The organism is uncultured Methanobrevibacter sp., assembly GCF_937898925.1.
Classification (GTDB): domain Archaea; phylum Methanobacteriota; class Methanobacteria; order Methanobacteriales; family Methanobacteriaceae; genus Methanobrevibacter.
Genome location: NZ_CALDKF010000056.1, coordinates 1 through 19,399 on the forward strand (window position 1 = coordinate 1; position 19,399 = coordinate 19,399).

At 32.0% G+C, this 19,399-nt stretch carries 20 protein-coding genes and 1 pseudogene; 18 read left to right on the forward strand and 3 right to left on the reverse strand.

All coding sequences use genetic code 11. The features are described from left to right. From Q0409_RS04230 to cyaB, 3 genes and pseudogenes are all read right to left on the reverse strand, one after another. On the reverse strand, positions 1-250 hold a 250-nt coding region (locus Q0409_RS04230), incomplete at its 3' end, for a hypothetical protein (protein WP_298535440.1). Next, positions 222-965: pseudogene (gene aksA, locus Q0409_RS04235) on the reverse strand (homoaconitate hydratase); the annotation flags it as partial. The pseudogene aksA and the gene Q0409_RS04230, both read right to left, overlap by 29 nt. A gap of 161 nt (positions 966-1,126) precedes the next feature. Continuing rightward, entirely contained in the window at positions 1,127-1,672 is a 546-nt protein-coding gene (gene cyaB, locus Q0409_RS04240; protein ID WP_298535442.1) for a class IV adenylate cyclase, read from the reverse strand. 361 nt (positions 1,673-2,033) lie between these two features. On the opposite strand from cyaB, the gene Q0409_RS04245 reads away from it, so the two are divergent. The 18 genes from Q0409_RS04245 (at position 2,034) to ftsY (ending at position 19,035) form a co-directional block, all read left to right on the forward strand. After that, on the forward strand, positions 2,034-2,579 hold the full coding sequence (locus Q0409_RS04245; protein ID WP_296855871.1) for a TATA-box-binding protein: 546 nt from the start codon (positions 2,034-2,036) through the stop codon (positions 2,577-2,579). Between the two features lie 12 nt (positions 2,580-2,591). Then, complete coding sequence (gene serB / locus Q0409_RS04250) at positions 2,592-4,409, forward strand: phosphoserine phosphatase SerB (protein WP_298535445.1); 1,818 nt, start codon at positions 2,592-2,594, stop codon at positions 4,407-4,409. A 302-nt stretch (positions 4,410-4,711) separates the two neighbouring features. Continuing rightward, positions 4,712-4,894 (forward strand): hypothetical protein, encoded by a 183-nt coding sequence (locus Q0409_RS04255; RefSeq protein ID WP_296855867.1) that lies wholly within the window; start codon positions 4,712-4,714, stop codon positions 4,892-4,894. A gap of 336 nt (positions 4,895-5,230) precedes the next feature. Then, positions 5,231-7,414: a DNA topoisomerase I gene (topA, locus tag Q0409_RS04260; RefSeq protein ID WP_298535447.1), complete on the forward strand. Its 2,184-nt coding sequence runs from the start codon at positions 5,231-5,233 to the stop codon at positions 7,412-7,414. A 588-nt stretch (positions 7,415-8,002) separates the two neighbouring features. Continuing rightward, positions 8,003-10,708, forward strand: a complete 2,706-nt coding sequence (locus Q0409_RS04265; protein ID WP_298535449.1) for an STT3 domain-containing protein — start codon at positions 8,003-8,005, stop codon at positions 10,706-10,708. A 361-nt stretch (positions 10,709-11,069) separates the two neighbouring features. After that, complete coding sequence (locus Q0409_RS04270) at positions 11,070-12,164, forward strand: GTP-binding protein (protein ID WP_298535451.1); 1,095 nt, start codon at positions 11,070-11,072, stop codon at positions 12,162-12,164. A 16-nt stretch (positions 12,165-12,180) separates the two neighbouring features. After that, the gene (locus tag Q0409_RS04275; RefSeq protein WP_298535453.1) at positions 12,181-12,762 is read left to right on the forward strand and encodes an adenylate kinase family protein; all 582 of its coding nucleotides are present in this window, start codon (positions 12,181-12,183) and stop codon (positions 12,760-12,762) included. 301 nt (positions 12,763-13,063) lie between these two features. Continuing rightward, positions 13,064-13,435, forward strand: coding sequence for a ribonuclease P protein component 4 (locus tag Q0409_RS04280; protein WP_298535455.1), 372 nt, complete (start codon positions 13,064-13,066; stop codon positions 13,433-13,435). Then, on the forward strand, positions 13,428-13,664 hold the full coding sequence (locus Q0409_RS04285; protein ID WP_067148918.1) for a YhbY family RNA-binding protein: 237 nt from the start codon (positions 13,428-13,430) through the stop codon (positions 13,662-13,664). The genes Q0409_RS04280 and Q0409_RS04285 overlap by 8 nt, the downstream gene beginning before the upstream one ends. Positions 13,665-13,745: 81 nt before the next feature. After that, complete coding sequence (locus Q0409_RS04290) at positions 13,746-14,186, forward strand: 30S ribosomal protein S19e (protein ID WP_292778664.1); 441 nt, start codon at positions 13,746-13,748, stop codon at positions 14,184-14,186. A 92-nt stretch (positions 14,187-14,278) separates the two neighbouring features. Beyond that, positions 14,279-14,644: a DNA-binding protein gene (locus Q0409_RS04295; RefSeq protein ID WP_298535458.1), complete on the forward strand. Its 366-nt coding sequence runs from the start codon at positions 14,279-14,281 to the stop codon at positions 14,642-14,644. 20 nt (positions 14,645-14,664) lie between these two features. Next, positions 14,665-15,249: a hypothetical protein gene (locus tag Q0409_RS04300; RefSeq protein WP_298535460.1), complete on the forward strand. Its 585-nt coding sequence runs from the start codon at positions 14,665-14,667 to the stop codon at positions 15,247-15,249. Positions 15,250-15,340: 91 nt separating this feature from the next. Beyond that, on the forward strand, positions 15,341-15,496 hold the full coding sequence (locus tag Q0409_RS04305) for a 50S ribosomal protein L39e (protein WP_067145211.1): 156 nt from the start codon (positions 15,341-15,343) through the stop codon (positions 15,494-15,496). Positions 15,497-15,507: 11 nt separating this feature from the next. Next, positions 15,508-15,768 carry a 50S ribosomal protein L31e gene (locus Q0409_RS04310; RefSeq protein ID WP_292778657.1) on the forward strand — a complete coding sequence of 87 codons (261 nt, stop codon included), beginning with the start codon at positions 15,508-15,510 and terminating at the stop codon, positions 15,766-15,768. A 69-nt stretch (positions 15,769-15,837) separates the two neighbouring features. Beyond that, on the forward strand, positions 15,838-16,515 hold the full coding sequence (locus tag Q0409_RS04315; RefSeq protein ID WP_298535464.1) for a translation initiation factor IF-6: 678 nt from the start codon (positions 15,838-15,840) through the stop codon (positions 16,513-16,515). A 103-nt stretch (positions 16,516-16,618) separates the two neighbouring features. After that, entirely contained in the window at positions 16,619-16,843 is a 225-nt protein-coding gene (gene rpl18a, locus Q0409_RS04320; protein ID WP_298535467.1) for a 50S ribosomal protein L18Ae, read from the forward strand. Between the two features lie 29 nt (positions 16,844-16,872). Then, positions 16,873-17,301: a prefoldin subunit alpha gene (gene pfdA, locus Q0409_RS04325; RefSeq protein WP_295607046.1), complete on the forward strand. Its 429-nt coding sequence runs from the start codon at positions 16,873-16,875 to the stop codon at positions 17,299-17,301. Positions 17,302-17,607: 306 nt separating this feature from the next. Next, positions 17,608-19,035, forward strand: coding sequence for a signal recognition particle-docking protein FtsY (gene ftsY, locus Q0409_RS04330; protein ID WP_298535469.1), 1,428 nt, complete (start codon positions 17,608-17,610; stop codon positions 19,033-19,035). Positions 19,036-19,399 lie beyond the last annotated feature (364 nt).

Consider the following 19,399-nt stretch of genomic DNA (forward strand, 5'->3'; position numbering starts at 1 on the left):
CAAAATCAGCAAGCTGAGAGAGGGCTGTCGCCGCCCTATCCAGAAGGAATGAAACGCTTCCCTTTTCGCTTCCCTTCAAAGCCTTATAAACGAAACCTGATTGCTTTAAGATACGCTCGCTGTTTTTTATCTTAACCTTTTTATCAACGAGCTCCTCTTCTTCGCCGTCGTAAAGCTCAAGAGCGTTGATGTCCTTGATCTGGTATTCAAGCATTTCGGTATATCTGAGCTTTTCCTGCTCTTTCTCCAATACCGTTAACGGTTGTTGAAACAGCACTTCCTCCTGCAAGCAATCCATAAATTGAGTTTATTACAGCTAATCCAAAGTCATTATGACAGTGCATAGCTATTTGGACATCAGTCACTTTTCTAAGTTCCTTAATTAAAAAGGTAATTCCTTGTGGGGTGATTGCTCCAACGGTATCTGCAATATGCACTCTGTCAGCACCATAGCTTTCTGCTTTTGAGTAAACTCTTTTCAAGAAGTCTAAGTCAGTTCTTGTTGCATCCTCTGCTGAAAATGCTACAAACAATCCATGGTCTTTAGCATATTCAATGGATTTCATGCAGATGTTCAATGCTTCTTGCCTTTTGATATGCATCTTATGTTCCAAATGAATGTCGGAAGTTCCCATGAATGTAATGATTCCATCCACATCACAGTCAAGAGCTCTGTCAATGTCTCCTTTTTTGGTTCTTGCCAAACAGATGATTTCAGCATCCAATCCTTCATTAGCTATTGCCTTGACTGCAGCTGATTCCCTATCTGAGACGATAGGGAATCCTGCTTCAATCTGATGGATTCTTAATTGATCAAGCTTTCGGGCTATTTCCAATTTGTCATCCAGTGAGAAACATACTCCAGGAGTCTGTTCCCCATCTCTTAAAGTTGTATCATAAATAGTAATATCTTTTGGGAATTTGTATTCCTCTTCCTTGTTGAAAGGACTTGTATAATATTGCATTTTTTTATCAACTCTTTGTGTCTTTTGTATTTTAGTTAGTTTTATGTTTTTTTAATATTCTTAAATTTAATATTCTTAAATTTCTTTAGTTTAAATTTAATATAATAAGTTATGTATTTTTGTTTTATAAACTTTTTTATAATTTTTCAAGTGATTGAAATTTAATTGTCCAGTTCCTCTAGCAATTCCAGGTAGGAAGTTCGCTCAAATCCGTCTGTAATTCCTAATTTTTCAAAGAGTTCAAATATGCTTTCCTGTGCCTTTGAATAGTCAGAATTGTCATCTAAGCTTATTTCTATTTCCATATATGGTTCAAGGCCATGGACATTGTCCAAGCTGATTTCATAGTTTTCATATTTGTAGTATTCACGATCCTTCACAACAGTTCTGACTTCCTTGAAACCTAAATTCTCAAATATTTTAGAAGCTTTGTCAGCATCTTCTATTTCCATTTCAACCTCTTCTCTGGTTTTGCTTTTTGCATCGATTTTAGGGCCTTTGTAGGTAATGAACAAGTTGTGATTTTCATCTGATTTTGTTTGTCTGATTCTCAATGCCTCATCGGTTTGTGCAAAGTCACGGACTGGACTATTGAAATACCTGTCCTCCTGATGTTCGGTTTTGACCTTTATGGCATTTATCTCATCAAGCATTTTTCTCATTTCATCAAAGCTTTTTATTTTTGCTTTCACTTCTACTTCTATCATAGGAATTTCCCACTATCATTAATATTTTCTAACTCTTTTCTAAGCAATTTTCTAAACTGCTTTTAAACATTTTTTAATTTTCAATTCAATTTTTATATTTGTTTCAAATACCCTTATAAATAATCCTATTCAGTTTTTATTAATACTTTATATACAAAAAAGTATTACCATTTATATGCTTTATAAGCATTAACTTTATATACTATATAAATGATATATTTTATTAGTAAAAATTTTAATAAAAAAATTATTAATTTTAACTGATTTTTATTGTCAATTTTCTTTATTTGTCAAAACTAAAATTATATTAATTTTTTAAAATATTTACTTACTTTTTTTAAATAATTTTGGAGGTAATAAATTGACCGATGTTGATATAAAAATAGAAAACATTGTAGCTTCTGCAAGCATTGGTAAAGACATTGTTCTTACCGAAGTGGCAAAAGCGTTAGAAGGTGTCGATTTTAACAGAGAACAGTTCCCAGGATTAGTATTTAAACTTCAAGATCCTAAAACTGCTGCTTTAATTTTTAGTTCCGGTAAACTTGTATGTACTGGTGCTAAATCAATCGATGATTCAAAATTAGCTATTAAAAAAACTGTCGATCTTATGAGAACTATTGATACTGAAATTCCTCATGAGTTTGATATTAAAATTCAAAACATTGTTGCTTCTGCAAATTTACAATCTACTTTAAATTTAGAAGCAGTTGCTTTGGAATTGGAAAACACTGAATACGAACCAGAACAATTCCCTGGTTTAGTATACCGTTTATCTGATCCTAAAGTTGTATTATTATTATTCGGTTCCGGAAAAGTTGTTTGTACTGGAGCTAAAACCAAAAAAGACGCTAGGTTAGGTGTAGAAAATGCAAAAGCTAGACTTAGCGAATTGGACTTAATATAATTGGTGATATTATTGATTAAACTTGTAGTATTTGACTTAGATAATGTTATTATTGATGGTGAGGGCATAGACGAGATTGGAAAATTAATTAATATTGAAGATCAAATTGCAGCAATCACTGAGCAGGCTATGCAAGGTGAAATTGACTTCGAAACATCCATTAAGAAAAGAGTAGGACTTCTCAAAGGAGTTGCTACTGACGATATTAGAACATTAGCTAATGAAATGCCTCTAATGAAAGGAGCTGAAGAAACTGTTTCCTCATTAAAGGAAAATGGTTTTGAAGTAGCTATTATTAGCGGTAGTTTTGATATAATCGCCGATACTATTAAGGGAAAACTTGATGTGGATAACATATTCACAAATTCATTAGTTGAAGAAGACGGGATCTTAACTGGTGAAGTCACTGGGCCATTAGTATCTGGTTCAAAATTAGATGTTCTATCCAAGCTCATCGAAGAAAAAGGTTATACCTTAGATGAATGTGTTGCTGTTGGAGATGGAGCAAATGATATCTCTATGATTGAATCTGCTAAATATGGAATTGCTTTTAATGCAAAACCTGCTTTAAAGGAAAATGCAGACATTATTGTAGAAACCCGTGATTTAACTGACGTTTTAAATGTCATCATTAATTTAAACTCTGAAAACACTGAAGGAGATGCTGACGTGGATAAAGAAGTTGCTGTAGAAACTGAAGTAGTTGAAACTACTGACGTAGTTGTTGAAAACCAAGAAGAAGAACAAGTTGCAGACGCAACTGAAGAAGTAGTTGAAGAAATCGAAGAAACAGAAGAAGTTGTTGAAGAAGCTGAAGAGGAAGCTGCTGAAGAGGAAGCTGCTGAAGAGGAAGCTGCTGAAGAGGAAGCTGAAGAAGTTGAAGAGGAAGAAGCTCCTGAAGCTGAAGAAGAAGTAGCTGAAGAAAAACCTGTTAAAGAAGCAAAACCTAAAAAATCCAAAAAGAAAAACGCTCTTCCAGAACCTGATTTTGATTTAGCTGACACCATTGAAGGTGTAAGAGCTCAAAAAGATGAAAGAGAAGAACGTATTGCTAAAGTTGCTGATGAAAGAGAAGCATTTAACAGGGAAGCTAAAGAACAACGTAAAATACGTGATGAATTAAATTCTGAATTAAAAGAAAACTTAGCTAAAGCTATTGAGTTCAGAGATCAACGTAATGAAATCAACAAACAAGTTGAAGAAAACAAGAAAGCACGTAATAAAGTCAATGACGAAATTAAAAGTCTTGAATGGTCTTCTGGTAAAAAAGATAAAATCAGGATTGAAGCTGAAATCAAAAAGATTGATAAAATTATCGAAACCAGAGTTTTAGACATTAAAAAGGAAAATCAACTTGTTAAAAATGCAAATGATTTAAGAAAAGAACTTGCAGAAATCAAAGAAGACGATAAAGTCAAAGAAGAAGCTGCTGAACTCAAGAAAAAATCTGAAGAATTCCACGCTAAAGTAGTTGAACTTTCAGAACAAGCACAAGAAGCTCACGAACAAATGCTTTCTTACTTCAGAAAAACTGATGAAATCAGAACTGCTGCTGATGAAGCACACAAGTTATTCATCCAAGCTAGAAAGAATGCTTCTGCAAAACATGAAGAATTTAAAATGATTTTAAGTGAAATTCATGTAATCAATAAAAAGTTAGGAAGCAACAAAAACAGAAAACGCAGATCTGATAAATCTGGTGGTTCTTCTAGCAATAAGAAAAATCGTGAAGAAAAAGAAAGAGCTGAAAGTATCTTTGATAAATTCAAAAACGGTAAGAAATTATCTACCGAAGAGCTTTTACTCTTGCAAAAATACGATATTAATTAATTAAATTATATTTAATTAATTTTTATTTTTTCTTTTAATTTCTTTTAATTTTCTTTTATTTAGTTTATTTTATATTTTTTTAATTTACTTTTTTTATTATTTTATTTTAATTCTTATTTTGTTTATTTTTCATTTGAGCTTATTTATTCTAGTTATTTTCCAGCTGATTTTTTAATAGATTATAATAGATTATAATAGAAATATAATAGAAATATAATAGTTAAGTAAATTTATATAATAGTTAAATCTAATTTTATTATAATTGTGATGGAATATCTTAAAAATAATATTGTGGGGATACAATGGCAGAAAATGAAAATAATGATAAAAAGGAAGAAAAAATAGAAGTTTGCTACACCTGTGGAAAGGAATTTGACATGAACAGCGATGAAGGCGCTCATTACCACTATGGAAAATATCCGATGTGTGGATATTGCAGCAATTTCTATGGTTTTTATAAAGAGGATTTGATGGATAAAAAATAATTTTAAATCATTTCTTTTTTTATTTTAGAATTTAATTGATTATAATAACCATTTTTTAATTTTTCACATCTATTCTAATTTTACTTTTCATTTTAATACTATATCTGTCTTGAAATAGGAATTGTTCAAAAACGAAAATATTAAATATAATGGTTATGTATAAAGTATTTATGATTTTGAATAATTTGTAAATTTGAATTTTTCAATTTATTTCATTAGATTTTATAAAAATTAGTTTATAGAATTCTATTTTTCATAAGCTTTTTTGATATTTGAAAAAGCTTTAAACAATTTTATTATTAATTTATATTTAATTTTTATTTATTATGTGATAACATGCATGAAGTGATTATTTCAGAAAAACCGAAATCTGCTGAGAAGATAGCAAAGGCTCTCTCTTCAAAAGCCCAAAAGAAAAAATACGGCAGGAAGATAAGCTATTGGGAATTTGAGGAAGATGGAAAAAGGACCACTGTTTTGTCTGCAGTAGGTCACCTTTACTCTTTGACATCCGCTACTTCAAGAGACAGATTAGGTTTTGATTTAAAATGGGTTCCGGCATATGAAGTTGAAAAGAATAGCGGATATGTTAGGGATTATGTTTACGCTATTAAAAAACTCTCTAAAGATGCAGATAAATTTGTTCATGCTTGCGATTACGACGTAGAAGGAACATTGATTGGTTATAATGCATTGAAATACGCTTGTGGAAACAATGCTGAAGCGAAAGCATCCCGTATGAAATTTTCCACATTGACCAAAAAGGACATTGTAGAGGCATATAACCATATGATTGATATTGACTTGCACCAAGTGGATAGCGGTATTGCAAGGCACATGCTAGACTATTACTTTGGTATGAACATATCTTCCGCTTTAATGAAAGCTGTCAGATCATCCTCTTCAAGTCGCATAAGCTTGTCTGCAGGGCGTGTGCAAACTCCTACTTTATCCATTTTAGTGGATAGGGAAAAGGAGATACAATCATTCATTCCAGAACCTTATTGGCAAATCAAGGCCAAATCTGATTTTGACATTATAGCAAATCATGTTGAAGATAAGATCTTTGATGAGGAAAGGGCTAAAAGAATATTTGATGAATGTCAAGGTGCTGATGCAACTGTAACTAATGTAAATGTTAAGGAAACCATCAGAAAACCTCCTATTCCATTCAATTTAGGCGGTTTGCAATCTGAAGCACACACTGTATTCGGATTTTCACCTAAAAGGACTCAAGTTGCAGCTCAGAACTTGTACGTTGGAGGATACACTTCCTATCCACGTACCTCATCCCAAAAGCTCCCCGAATCATTAGGATTTAAGGAGATTTTTGCAGGTCTTCTTAAGGATGAAGAGTTTAGAAAGCATATTGCTGATTTGCCTGCAAAATTAAAGCCAAATGAAGGTAAGAAAGAGGATGCAGCACACCCAGCTATTCACCCAACTGGCGTATTGCCATCTAACTTATCTCCAGATGAGGAAAAAATCTATCGTTTGATTGTTTATAGGTTCATAAGCGTCTTCAGTGAGGATTCCAAATTGGAAACTATGAAAGTTGACTTGAATGTTAACAATGAGGAATTTGTCTTTACAAGAAAAAGGGTTTCTCATGAAGGATGGCTAAAGCATTATCCATTCAAGAAACAGGAAGCTGATGAGTTCCCTCCACTTAAAAAAGGAGATTTCCTAAAGATTCATGAAATCATTTCAGAGGAAAAGGAAACCAAACCTCCTGCAAGATACAACGAAGCTTCTCTCATCAAGGAATTGGAGAAAAGAGAGCTTGGTACAAAGGCTACCCGTGCAGATATCATTGCAAAGCTCTATGATAGAAAATATATCGATGGCAAAAAGATTGAAGTCAAGCCATTAGGTGTTCATATCATCGATACATTGAAGCAATACTGTAAGAACTTAACCAGTGAAGAGTTGACCCGTGAATTTGAAAGGGAACTCGATTGCTTATCTGCTGATAAGATTACAAAAGAGGAAATTCTTGCAAATGGTGAAAAGGAAGTCAGATCAATTCTTAAGGATATTAATAACAACCAAAAGGAAATTGGTTCAAAGCTTTATGAATCCTATCAGGAATCCAATGTCGTTGGTGAATGTTCCTGTGGTGGTAAACTGCTTAAAAAGTATTCAAGAAGGAATAAGCAAACATTTATCGGATGTTCAAATTTCCCTCAATGCAGAAACACTTACTCACTTCCTAAAGGCGCTAATATATTGAAATCCACTTGCCCAACCTGTGGTTTGCCTATGATTTCAATTAAGAGAAAAGGTCAAAAGGGAAGGGAACATGTTTGCCTTGATCCAAATTGCGGTAAGGAAGTAAGCAAAAGGCGCGCTCCAGAAGTCGTCGGAAAATGTCCTGAATGTGGCAGAGACTTATTGAAACGGTCCGGAAGATTTGGTGAATTTGTCGGATGCAGTGGCTTCCCACAATGTAGATTCAGTTGCCAATTGAAGGATTTGGACAAAATATTACTAGAAAAATCAGAAGAATTAAGTAAATGATTTGATGATTATTAATAAGAATTAATGATTCTATTTTTTCTATTTTATTTTTCTATTTTATTTTTCTATTTTATTTTTCTATTTTATTTTTCTATTTCTTTTGCATTGACTATTTTTCTTTATCATTTTCTTTATCATTTTCTTTATCATTTTCTTCATCATTTCCTTTATTATTTTCTTTATTTTTTTAAACTTTTTTTTAATTTATTCTTATTTCTTTTTCATTTTTTAACCAATAATTTTATTCGCATATATTCAAATGTTCATAATATTCCTTTTTCCTTTATATAGAATATTAGAAAATTATATATGTATATAAAATGTATATTTAATTATTATTAAATTTAAATTGATTTTTATTAACATTGGTTTAATAACAATCTTTCAAATCTTAAGTTTAATAATTTTAATTCAAAATAATTATTTGCAATATATTTTAAAATATATTTAATTATTTGTTTTACAAGTCGTATGCTGTTGTTTTATGAAAATGAGATAATTTAAGCGCTTTTATCTTTCATGAGATGATTGGTTACTGACTATGAATTATATTCGAATATAAATTTGTAAAATGTACGAGGATTTTATATGGAAAATCAGAAAGTTAAAACAATATTAAAATCTGTGGTTATCATAGCAATATTGTTTGTTTTGGTTTTTGGTCTTAGGGCTCAAGCTGCTGATATTGGCGGAGTTCCAAATGAACTTAAAGCAAATTATATGGATGCTGATGGTCTTCCTTATTTCAGTGAAATGGACTCATACTTTAACTTAAGGATGACTCAGGATTATATGGATCATGGATATTTTGGTGATACTTTAGTAAATGGTTCTGGTTGGGATATGCATTCATACTATCCATCAGGAAGGGATGTAGGGTCCTATCAGCCGATGATTGCATATGTTACATCATTCTTATATGGAATAGTGAATATGTTCCAAGACATGTCCCTTAAGGAAGTGGCATTTTGGACTGGTGCATTAATTTCATCATTTGCTGTTATTCCTGTTTACATATTCACAAGAAGAATAACCAATGATTATGGGGCAATTGCAGCTACCTTGATTGTAGCTTTAGGTCCTAATTATATTACACACACATTTGCAGGATTTTTCGATACAGATATGTTTAACGTAACCTTGCCTTTATTCTTCATACTCTTCTTTGTTGAAGCGGTTAAAAGCGATAAATTGGTTCATAGGGTAATATTTGCAATTTTATCTGTTATCACTATTGGTATTTATTCCCTTTCATGGACTGGGTATATGTTTTATCCTGCGGTAATGATAATTGTGATGATAGTGTTCTTCATATTATGTTTCTATCTGGACATTGAAGTATTGGAACCATTTAAAAATTATAGTAATAAGCTAAGCTGGTTGGTTAACCAAAAAGAATTGTTCCCAGTAGTTTTAATTGTTGTTTTAGGTGCTATCGGCTTATTGTTCACAGTTGGAATAGGTGGTATACTAGACGCTATATCCGGCCTTACTGGAGGTTTCTCACTTTTATCCACTGCAAATGATGTATGGCCTAACGTATTTATTTCTGTTGCAGAGATGCAAAGGCCTAACCTTTTAGCTGGTGGACTTCCAGGAGCATTTTTAGCAAACACAAGCGGTATCATAAATGGGGTTGGTGGAATAGTTGCATTCTTCGGTGTTTTATTGGTCTTATTCACTTTCATACAAAGATTGCTCAGATTAAGATCTGTAAAGGTTAAAGGAGATTCATCAAAACCACATAAATCTAAACGTAAAGCTACTTCTGTAAGAAAAGAACAAGACAGATTCAGAATTTCCCTTAAAGACATTGGTTCTTTCGGTTCAACTGATGAAATCAATAAAAGCAAACGTTTGAATGTACTTTACTTAAGCTTATTCCTTGTATGGATTCTTGCATCTGCAGCAGCAGTAACTCAAGGTACAAGGTTTATTCAGGTATTGGTTGTTCCTATGGGTATCTGTGCAGGTATCTTTGTAGGATATGCAGTTGATTATGTCAAAGCAAATGTTGATGATGACAGAACTTTATTCTTGATAGCTATTGTATGTTCATTCTTGATTGCATTCCCAATTAGTCAAATAGGTTATGCTGTTGATAATGCTTTAATGATAGGTTCAATCGTATTTGTTGCTCTTGTAGTTATTTCTGGAGTATTCATCTACCTTAGAAAATCTATTAGGGACTCAGATGTGTCCATTAAAAAGGCATTGGTTGTTGTATTGATCACTTTAGCTTTAGTGTCTCCAACTGTTTGTGGTGCTTACCAGACTACTGCTCTCACAGTTCCTGGTTCAAGTGACCCAATATGGAATGCTATGGACTATGTTAAGGAAAACACCACTAACGATACAGTTATCATTTCCTGGTGGGACTTCGGTTACCTATTCCAAATTGCATCTGACCATCCAACTTCTTTCGATGGGGGTTCTCAGTCAGGGGACCGTGCATACTGGGTAGGTAAAGCATTGACTACTTCGGATTTCGCCCAATCTAAAGGAATCTTGCAGATGTTGGGAACTACCGGTAGCAATGCTTCTGAGTTATTATGCAATTACACAGGAAGCAATGTAACTGCAGTTGATGCATTGGACAAGACATTAGGCATGAGTAGGGAAAATGCTAAATCAACTTTAGTCAAAGACTATAATTTAACTGAAAGCCAAGCAAGTGCTGTTGTAAAACAGTCACACCCATCCAATCCGAATAATGTTGCATTTGTTTTAAGTTCAGACATGATTCAAAAAGCTGGATGGTGGTCCTACTTCGGTTCATGGAACTTTGATACATTAGACAGTACTAACTATCAATATTATGTGGCTCCAAATTATGTTACAATCAAGCCTAACTCTCAAGGCAGCATTACAGTTTTAAATGAGAGCAATGTCTTATACAATGCTGAAGTAAAAAGAGGATCTAATGGTACTAATCAAACCACTGCTCAAATGACTGCTGTTTGGGCTAACAATGGTAGTAAAGTCAACTTAAACGGTACTGATTATAACCCTCTCAAAGCAAGTAATCTTGTTGCTATTGAAGACGGCTACTTAACTGTAAACAAGACCTTGGATAAAAACGGAAATTTCACATTATACCTTTTAAGTTCCGATAATGAGTACACTGCCATATTAATGGATAATGAACTTAAAGACTCTGTCTTTACCAGATTATTCCTATTAGGTGGTGTAGGCCAAGACACCTTTACAATAAGTGACATGCAAGATGGAGTTGCTACTTGGACCATCAATAATGGTGCTTCAAGTTCTGATAACGCAGATTCTAATGCATAGTGACATAACGTTTAGTTATGTTTAAAATTTAAAATGGAGTTAAGGTTATAATTAAAACTGTCCATTAGTTTTTCTTATAACTCTTTAACTTTTTTCTTTTTTTTTTAATCATTGCTATCTTTTTGCAATTTAGTTTCTTATTTTACCGCATATTTTATATGTTAAAAATACAAAATTTATATTATAATAAAATATTTGCATTTTTCAATTTTCTAATAATGGCATCATAAAATTGATTATTAGATGATTATTAGATGATTATTAGATGATTATTAGATGATTATTAGATGATTATTGGATGATTATTAGATTATTTCAAAATTAATTCTTATTTCGTAATAAATTATTTATTGGGGAGTTTATGTCTATAGAAGAAAAAATAAAAGCTATTGAAGAGGAAATTCAAAAGACACCTTATAATAAAGCTACTTCTCACCATATAGGTAAATTAAAGGCTAAGATTTCAAAGCTTAAGGAAGAACAGATTAAAAGAAGTAGTGGTGGATCCAAAGGTGAAGGGTTCCACATTAAAAAGAGTGGGGATGCTACAGCGGTTTTGGTAGGTTTCCCATCTGTAGGTAAATCTACATTGCTTAATGAATTAACCAATGCTGAAAGTAAGGTTGGAGCTTATCAATTCACTACTTTAGAAATTATTCCTGGAGTTATGGAATATAATAATGCTCAAATTCAAATTTTTGATATTCCCGGAATCATTACTGGTGCTGCTGGAGGTAAAGGTAGAGGTAAAGAGATCCTATCTGTTGCAAGAACTGCAGACTTGATTATCGTGGTATTGGATACACTTAATCCGCAGCATTTGAATGTTATCTTAAAGGAGCTTGATAATGTAGGTGTAAGGCCAAATCAAACCAAGCCAGATGTTAGAATCAAAAAGACACGTAAAGGTGGAGTCAATGTTTCCACAACAGTTCCTTTAACCTATTTGGATGAGAAAACCATCAGATCAATCATCAATGAATATGGAATTCACAATGCAGATGTATTATTTAGGGATGATGTAACAATTGACCAGTTCATTGATGTTATTGAAGACAATAAGTCCTATGTCCCTATGATGATTCTTTTGAATAAGGTGGATTTGGTTGACCTTGATTATCTAAAGGAACTTCAAAAGGAAATTCCTGAATTCATACCTATTTCTGCAGATAAGAAACTCAATATTGATGCGCTTAAAGAGGAAATATTCGATCGTGTAGACTTAATTAGAGTTTATTTAAAACCACAAGGTAGAAAAGCGGATATGGAAGATCCATTGGTTATCAGAAGAGGATCTACAGTTATTGATGCATGTGAAAAATTGCACAGAGAGTTTGTTAAAAACTTTAGGCATGCTAAGATTTGGGGAACTTCAGTTAAATTCCCAGGTCAAAAGGTAGGTCCAGACCATGTCTTGGAAGACGAGGATGTTTTGCGTATAATCCTTAAGAAATAATATTGCAGTGTTTAGCATGTCTATTTTAGATGATTTATCCAAAGATACAGTTATTTTCATTTCAGGCACTCCTTGTACTGGCAAAACAACTGTTGCAAGTGATTTGAATGATTACCTATCTAGCAATGGATTTCATTCAAGACTCATTAAGGTAAATGATTTTGCAATTGACAATGACTTGGTTTTAGGTGAAGATCCTGATAAGCTTTATAAAGTCATTGACATTGATGGATTGAATGAATGCTTGAATGAAGAAATCGATCAAAGAAGCAATTGCATTCTCATAGTGGAAGGTCATTTATCTCATCTTTGTGAAGGTGCAGATAAAATGATTGTTCTTCGTTTAAATCCATCCATTCTTAAAAATAGGCTTGAAGAAAGGGATTATGCAGAGTCTAAAATTCAAGAAAACCTTGAAGCAGAATCATTGGCGGTCTGCTCAGCAGAAGCTTATGAGATTTATGGTGATAAAACCAATGAAATAGATGCAAGCGACAAGTCTGTTGAAGAGATTCGAGATTTGATAATAGCTATTGCATCTGATAAAATGGATTGCCCTGTTGGTTCAATTGATTTTATGGAATGGCTTTTGGAATAATTTTTTCATTGTTATTCCCATATCATTTTCATATGTCTTGAACCTTAAATTTTAAAAATAATTAATTTATTCCTACTATTTTTGTCTTATTTTTATAATATTATATATAATATAGAAAACCTTTTTATATAATAAAAAACATATCTTATCTTAATATTCCTCTTGTACTATTATATTATAGGAATATTTATTTAATTACTTTATTTTTACATTGCTTAAAATGTGATTTCTCATCAAAATCTACTTTTATTTAAGCAATAAGTTATTTTAAAGAGTTATACTATGTATGAGAGGAGTATCTATGGCTAGAGGAAAAAAACCTGATTGGATGATTGAGATAGCTCAAGAAAGGATGAATATTCTTTTTAATCGTGCAGAAAAGGAATATAAAGAACATCCTGAAAGATCTCATCGTTATGTTGAGCTTGCTCGAAAGATTTCCAAAAAGTACAATACAAAAATTCCTCAAGTCTGGGGACGAAGATACTGTAAAAATTGTTACAAGTTTTTGGTTCCCGGTCACAACTGCGCTGTCCGGCTAATTAATAATGAAATTAATATTTATTGTGGCGAGTGTGGCCATATCATGAAAATTCCTTACATCAGGGAAAAAAAGTTAAAAAGGAGAGCTAAAATTGACTCTTACACTTTCAAAAAAAGAGATTATGAATGAAGCTCGTTCCGCTATGACAATAAATATTGGAAAAGCTGGTGTTAATGACAATGTTATTGAAGAGATTAAACGTCAGTTAAAATCCAATCCTATTATTAAATTACGATTTGCTAAAAATGTAGCAAGAAATAAAGATGATTTAATAAGCAACATTGTTGAAGGCACTAAATCCCAACTTATTGACGTTAGAGGAAATGTTGCTGTTATTTATAAAAAGCAATCCAATTAGATTATTCGCTTAGAGTTACAGACACCAGTCTTAGGTGAGTAAGAGAATTGGATTAGACACATATTAATTGGAGAAAATTATATGACAACTGTATTTGATGTTCCTGCAGAGTTATTAATTAATACTGTTGCAGATGAATTTAGAGATAATAATGATAAAATTGTTGCCCCTGAATGGACAAAACTTGTTAAAACTGGTGTTCACAAAGAAAGAAAACCAGAAAACATCGACTGGTGGTATGTAAGATGCGCTTCTATCTTAAGAAGAGTTTATATTGATGGACCAGTTGGAGTAAGAAGTTTAAGAACCTTCTACGGTGGTAAAAAAGACAGAGGAGTTAACCCTGAAAAATTCAGAAAAGGTAGTGGCTCTATTGTAAGAGTAGCTTTACATCAATTAGAAGATGCAGGTTACGTAGAAAAAGTCGATGCTGGAAGAATTATTACTCCAGAAGGTAGATCTTTCTTAGATAATACTTCTGCTGAATTAATTAAAGATATTCCAGAACTTTCAAAATATTAGGTAGAATTAATTAGAATTAATCATGGAATATTTTTGATGATTATTTAATGGTTGATTCAATGAAAAATATTTAAATTAATGGGGTTTTTATTATGAGTGAACTTGATGAAATACGCAAAAGACGTATGGCTGAATTACAACAACAAGCAGCTATGAATGCTGACCCACAGCAATTGGCTCAGCAACAAATGCTAGAGCAGCAAGCGGCTCAACAAAAACAAGCAGAAATGGAAGCTCAGTTAAAGCAAGCTATGAAACAGATTTTGACTCCTGAGGCTCGTGGAAGATTAGATAATCTTAGATTAACTAAACCTGAACTCGTTCAAAATATTGAAATCCAATTGCTTCAATCAGCTCAAGCAGGTTCTCTTAGAGGAAAAGTAACTGATGAACAGCTTAAAGTTTTACTTAAAAATCTCATGGGTCAAAAAAGAGAAATCCACATTACAAGAAGGTAATTGGATAGTGATTTGGTAAAATGAAAGCTTGTGTTCTTTATAGCGGTGGCAAAGACAGTTCATTGATGGGAATTATCCTTGACAAATTAGGATTTGATGTTGAACTCGTTACTGCTAACTTCGGCGTTTATGATTCATTTCATCCAGCTCAAAAATCTGCAGAGTCCATTGGCTTAAAGCATAAGGTTTTAGATTTGGACATTTCCATTCTGGAAAAAGCTGTTGATATGATTATGGAAGATGGATTTCCTAATGATGGAATAAAGTATCTTCACGAAGCTGTTGTTGAGGAAGTTGCAAATCATTACGAACTTGTTGCCGATGGCACAAGAAGGGATGACAAGACTCCTAAGCTCAACAGAAATCAAATCAGAAGCCTGGAGGACAGAAAAGATATTCAATATATGAATCTTGATAGTTTCGGCTACAAGACCATCAATTATCTTGTGGATAATCTTTTTGAATTGAAGCATGAAAAGAGCAACAAGGATACCAGTTCAGATTATGAGGTTGAAATCCGCTTATTGATTGATAAAAAAGGAGGAAATTCCTCAGATATTTTCCCAGAACATTATCAAACTAATGTTATTGGACTAAAGAAATAAATCAAACCGGATTTAAGTTGTTATCGATATCATTTAAAATTAATTAAATTATTTTTCAAAATATCAAATTTATTATATTCGCGGTGAAAAAATGAGTAGAAATAAACCATTAGCTAAAAAATTAAGAATGGCTAAAGCTAATAAACAAAACAGAAGAATCCCTATTTGGGCTTATTCTAAAACTCAACGTAAATTAAGATACAGACCTAAACCTAGACATTGGAGAAGAAATGATCTTAAAATATAGGGGTGTTTAATATGGCAGAAGAATTAGAAAGAACTTATGTTATTCCACTTAGAAAAGTTAAAAATGTAAAAAGAACTATCAGAGCTCCTAGAGCTATCAGAGAAGTTCAAAACTTTTTAATGAAACATATGAAAGCGGAAGAAGTTAAACTTGATGCTTCTATTAATGAATTTATTTGGGAAAGAGGAATTCAAAAAATTCCATCTAAAGTAAAAGTAAACGCTGTAAAAGATGAAGAAGGTGTTGTTAAAGCAACTTTAGCAGAAAACTAATTTTGCTATGACTATATTTAATCATCTTTTCAATCTATTAAGAATTAAAATTTATATAAGGAATAAAATATGCTTAAAAGAATAAATTTAACTGGAAATCCTAATTTAGGAGTTTACATATCCGTTAATGATGAAGTAGCTATTGTTCCTTTTAATCTTCCTACTGAAATGGAACCTGTGATGAAAGAGGCGCTTGAAGTCGATTTGATTAGAACTTCCATTGCAGGATGCAATTTGAATGGAGTTCTCGCTACTGGAAATTCTAATGGTTTTGTTGTTTCTCCACACACAACTGATAGGGAAATGGAACTTTTAGAGGATGCCGGGCTTAATGTTGCAAGACTTCCTGGAAAATATACTGCAGTGGGAAATATCCTTGCAGTAAACGATTATGGTGCTATGGCAGGTCCAAACATTAAGGAAGAAACTATCAAAGTCATTGAAGATACCTTAAAGGTTCCTGTAGAAATATACCAATTCGCTGATTCCAAAATTGTCGGTTCAGCAAGTATAGTTACCAATAAGGGTGCTCTTTTACATAGAGATACCTTATCCAATGAACTTGAACATGTTGAAGAGTTCTTTAAGGTTGAAGGAAATATTGGAACTGTATGCAAAGGTATGCCTCTTGTAGGTGCATGTGGTATCGCTAACTCTAATGGAGTTATGGTTGGAGAACATACCACTGGTCCTGAAATGGCTAGAATCGAAGAGGCTTTAGGCTTTTTGGATTTCGGTGATTTTTAATTTCATCATAGTTTAAGGATATGTTGTGTTAATTGATTATTTTCATTAAATATTCGATTATATGTCAGATGATTAATTATAGTATTATTAGGAAGGGATTCTTATGTTAACAAAAATTTATAGAATTAAAGGTAGTTTTGTAATGGGCAGTGAAACCCAAGTTTTCACTAAAGAATTCAAAGCTATCAACGAAGAAGACATTTATGAAAAACTTTATTCCATTTTTGGAAGTAAACATAGAATAAAAAGAAGTCAAATTAAAGTTGACTCTATTGAAGAAATTTCTGAGGATGAAGTAGAAGATCCTGTAGTTAAAGCAATTCTCTAGAGGATCAATCATAATCTTAAGGTGTTAAAATGGAAGACCAGCAAAAATTACAACAAATTTTAGCTCAACTTGAAGTTTACAAATCCCAATCTGAGTTATACCAAACTCAAATTGATGCAGTTCAAACTTCTCTTGCTGAAATTAAAATTTTAGAATCTACATTAGATGATATAAGTGGTAAAGACACTGTTGAGACTTTAGTACCTCTCGGTGCTGGCTCCTTCATTAATGCAGAGATTAAAAATGAAAATAAAGTTATTATGAGCCTCGGTTCTGGTGTAGCAGTATCCAAAACTTTTGAAGAAGCTAAAGAAACTGCTGCTCAACAAAAACAAGAGCTTGAAAATACTTTAGACAAGTTATTTGCAGATTTACAACAAATCACCAATATTGTAGCTCAGCTTTCTCCTCAAGCTGAACAATTAATGCAAAAACTTCAAGCTCAAGGAATGATGTAAGTAATAATTTATTTTTATTGGGTTAACTAATAGATTTTTATCTATTATTCTTCTTTTTTTTAACTATTTTTTATTTTTATTAAATTTTCTTGTTTTATTTTATTTTATTTTTTCATATGTTTTGTAGCTGTTTTTTTTAGATTTTAATAACAAAATTCATATTTTATTAAAATAAGTAAGTTTATAAATAAGTAAGTTTATTAATTTTTAAATATAAAAATAATTATTGATAAAAATATTTAAGAAATATTTTAAAAATATCTAAAAAATTTAAATTATAATACTTATTATTAGGCAGGGATAAACTTGTTTGATTCATTAAAGAAAAAATTTGCTGATGCAAGTGGTAAATTAAGGAATAAAGTCGAAGATGAGGCTAAAGAAGAGAATAATGTAGAATTAATCGAAGAGCCTAGCGAAGAAACTTTTGATGAAATTGAAGAATCTGAAGAGATTGAAGAATTTTCAGATGACGAAGATATTTCAGAAGAAGAATTGGATGAAATGCTAGATGCTGCTTTAGAGGAAGAGTCTGAAGAAGATTCAGATGCAGATAAAAAGGAAAAATCAGGATTCTTAGGTTTCTTAAAAAGAGATAAAAAAGAAGAGGCTGAAGAAGATTCAGATGCAGGTCTTGAAGAAGAGGAAGAATATGAACCTGAAATCGAAGAAGCAGCAGAAGAGTCTGAAGAAGATTCTCAGCTTGAATCAGTTGAAGGTTCTGAAGAAGAGATTCCAGAAGATGAAGTGGAAGAAGAAAAAGAAGAGGAATCTAAAAAATCTAAACGTTCATTCTTCAGACGTAAGAAGAAAGAAGAATCTGATGAATCTGAAGATGAAGATAAAAAGGAAAAATCAGGCGGATTCTTATCATTCATTAAGGAAAAGTCAATATCTGAAGATGATGTTGAAGATATCCTATTTGAACTTGAATTAGGTCTTTTGGAAGCGGATGTGGCAATGGATGTTTCAAGTGTTGTTGTCGAATCAGTTAAAAATGACTTGGTTGGTCAAAAGATAAAAAGAAGCAGTGATATTGAGGAATACACTTACAAAGCTCTTAAGAATGCAGTTTCTAAAATCATTGACATTGAAGGAAAATCAATGACTGAACTCCTTGAAGAGAAAGTTGCTCAAGGTGAACCTCTTGTTGTAATGCTTGTAGGTATCAACGGTACTGGAAAAACCACCACTATCGGGAAGCTTTCTAATTATTACATTAAAAAAGGTTACACTCCAGTTATTGCTGCATCAGATACATTTAGGGCAGGAGCTATTGAACAGGTCCAATACCATGCAGATAATTTAGGCGTTAAATTGATCAAGCATGAAAAGGGGTCTGACCCTGCAGCAGTAGCATTTGATGCAGTCCAGCATGCTAGAGCTAAAGGAAAAGAGCTTGTATTGATTGACACTGCTGGAAGAATGCAAACAAACACTAACCTTATGGATGAGATGAAAAAGATCCGTAGAGTTTCTAAACCTGATTTGGTCGTGTTTGTAGGTGATGCATTAACCGGTAACGATGCAACAGAACAGGCAAGAAAATTCAATGAAGCTATTGATATAGATGGTGTCATACTTACCAAGGCAGATGCAGATTCAAAAGGTGGTGCTGCACTTTCAATTGGTTATATCATTAAAAAGCCAATTCTATTCTTAGGTATGGGACAATCCTATGATGACATTAAGGAATATGATGCTGACTGGATGTTAGAGCAGATATTCTCTTAAATTCATCATTTTTATTTTTTTATTTTACTCTTATTTTATTAATTTTAGTTAATTTTTTATAATTTTTCACGTCTAATTTTTAATCTTATTTTAGTCTTATTTTATTAATTTTAATCAATTTTAAAGCTAAATTTACTGAATTATAAAGTTAAATTTATATATTAATTTTATAAATATATTATATATTAATTAAGTAAAATTTTGTTTAATATTTCACATAATATATTAAATGCTATGTTTTTACTTATTATGTTGAACGGTTTTTAATTTTTATTTATAATCTAAAATATCTTATTTTGGATTTTTTTAAATAAAATTTCTTCCAATCGTTTAATTCGTATTTTTTTAATTTTTTATAAAAATG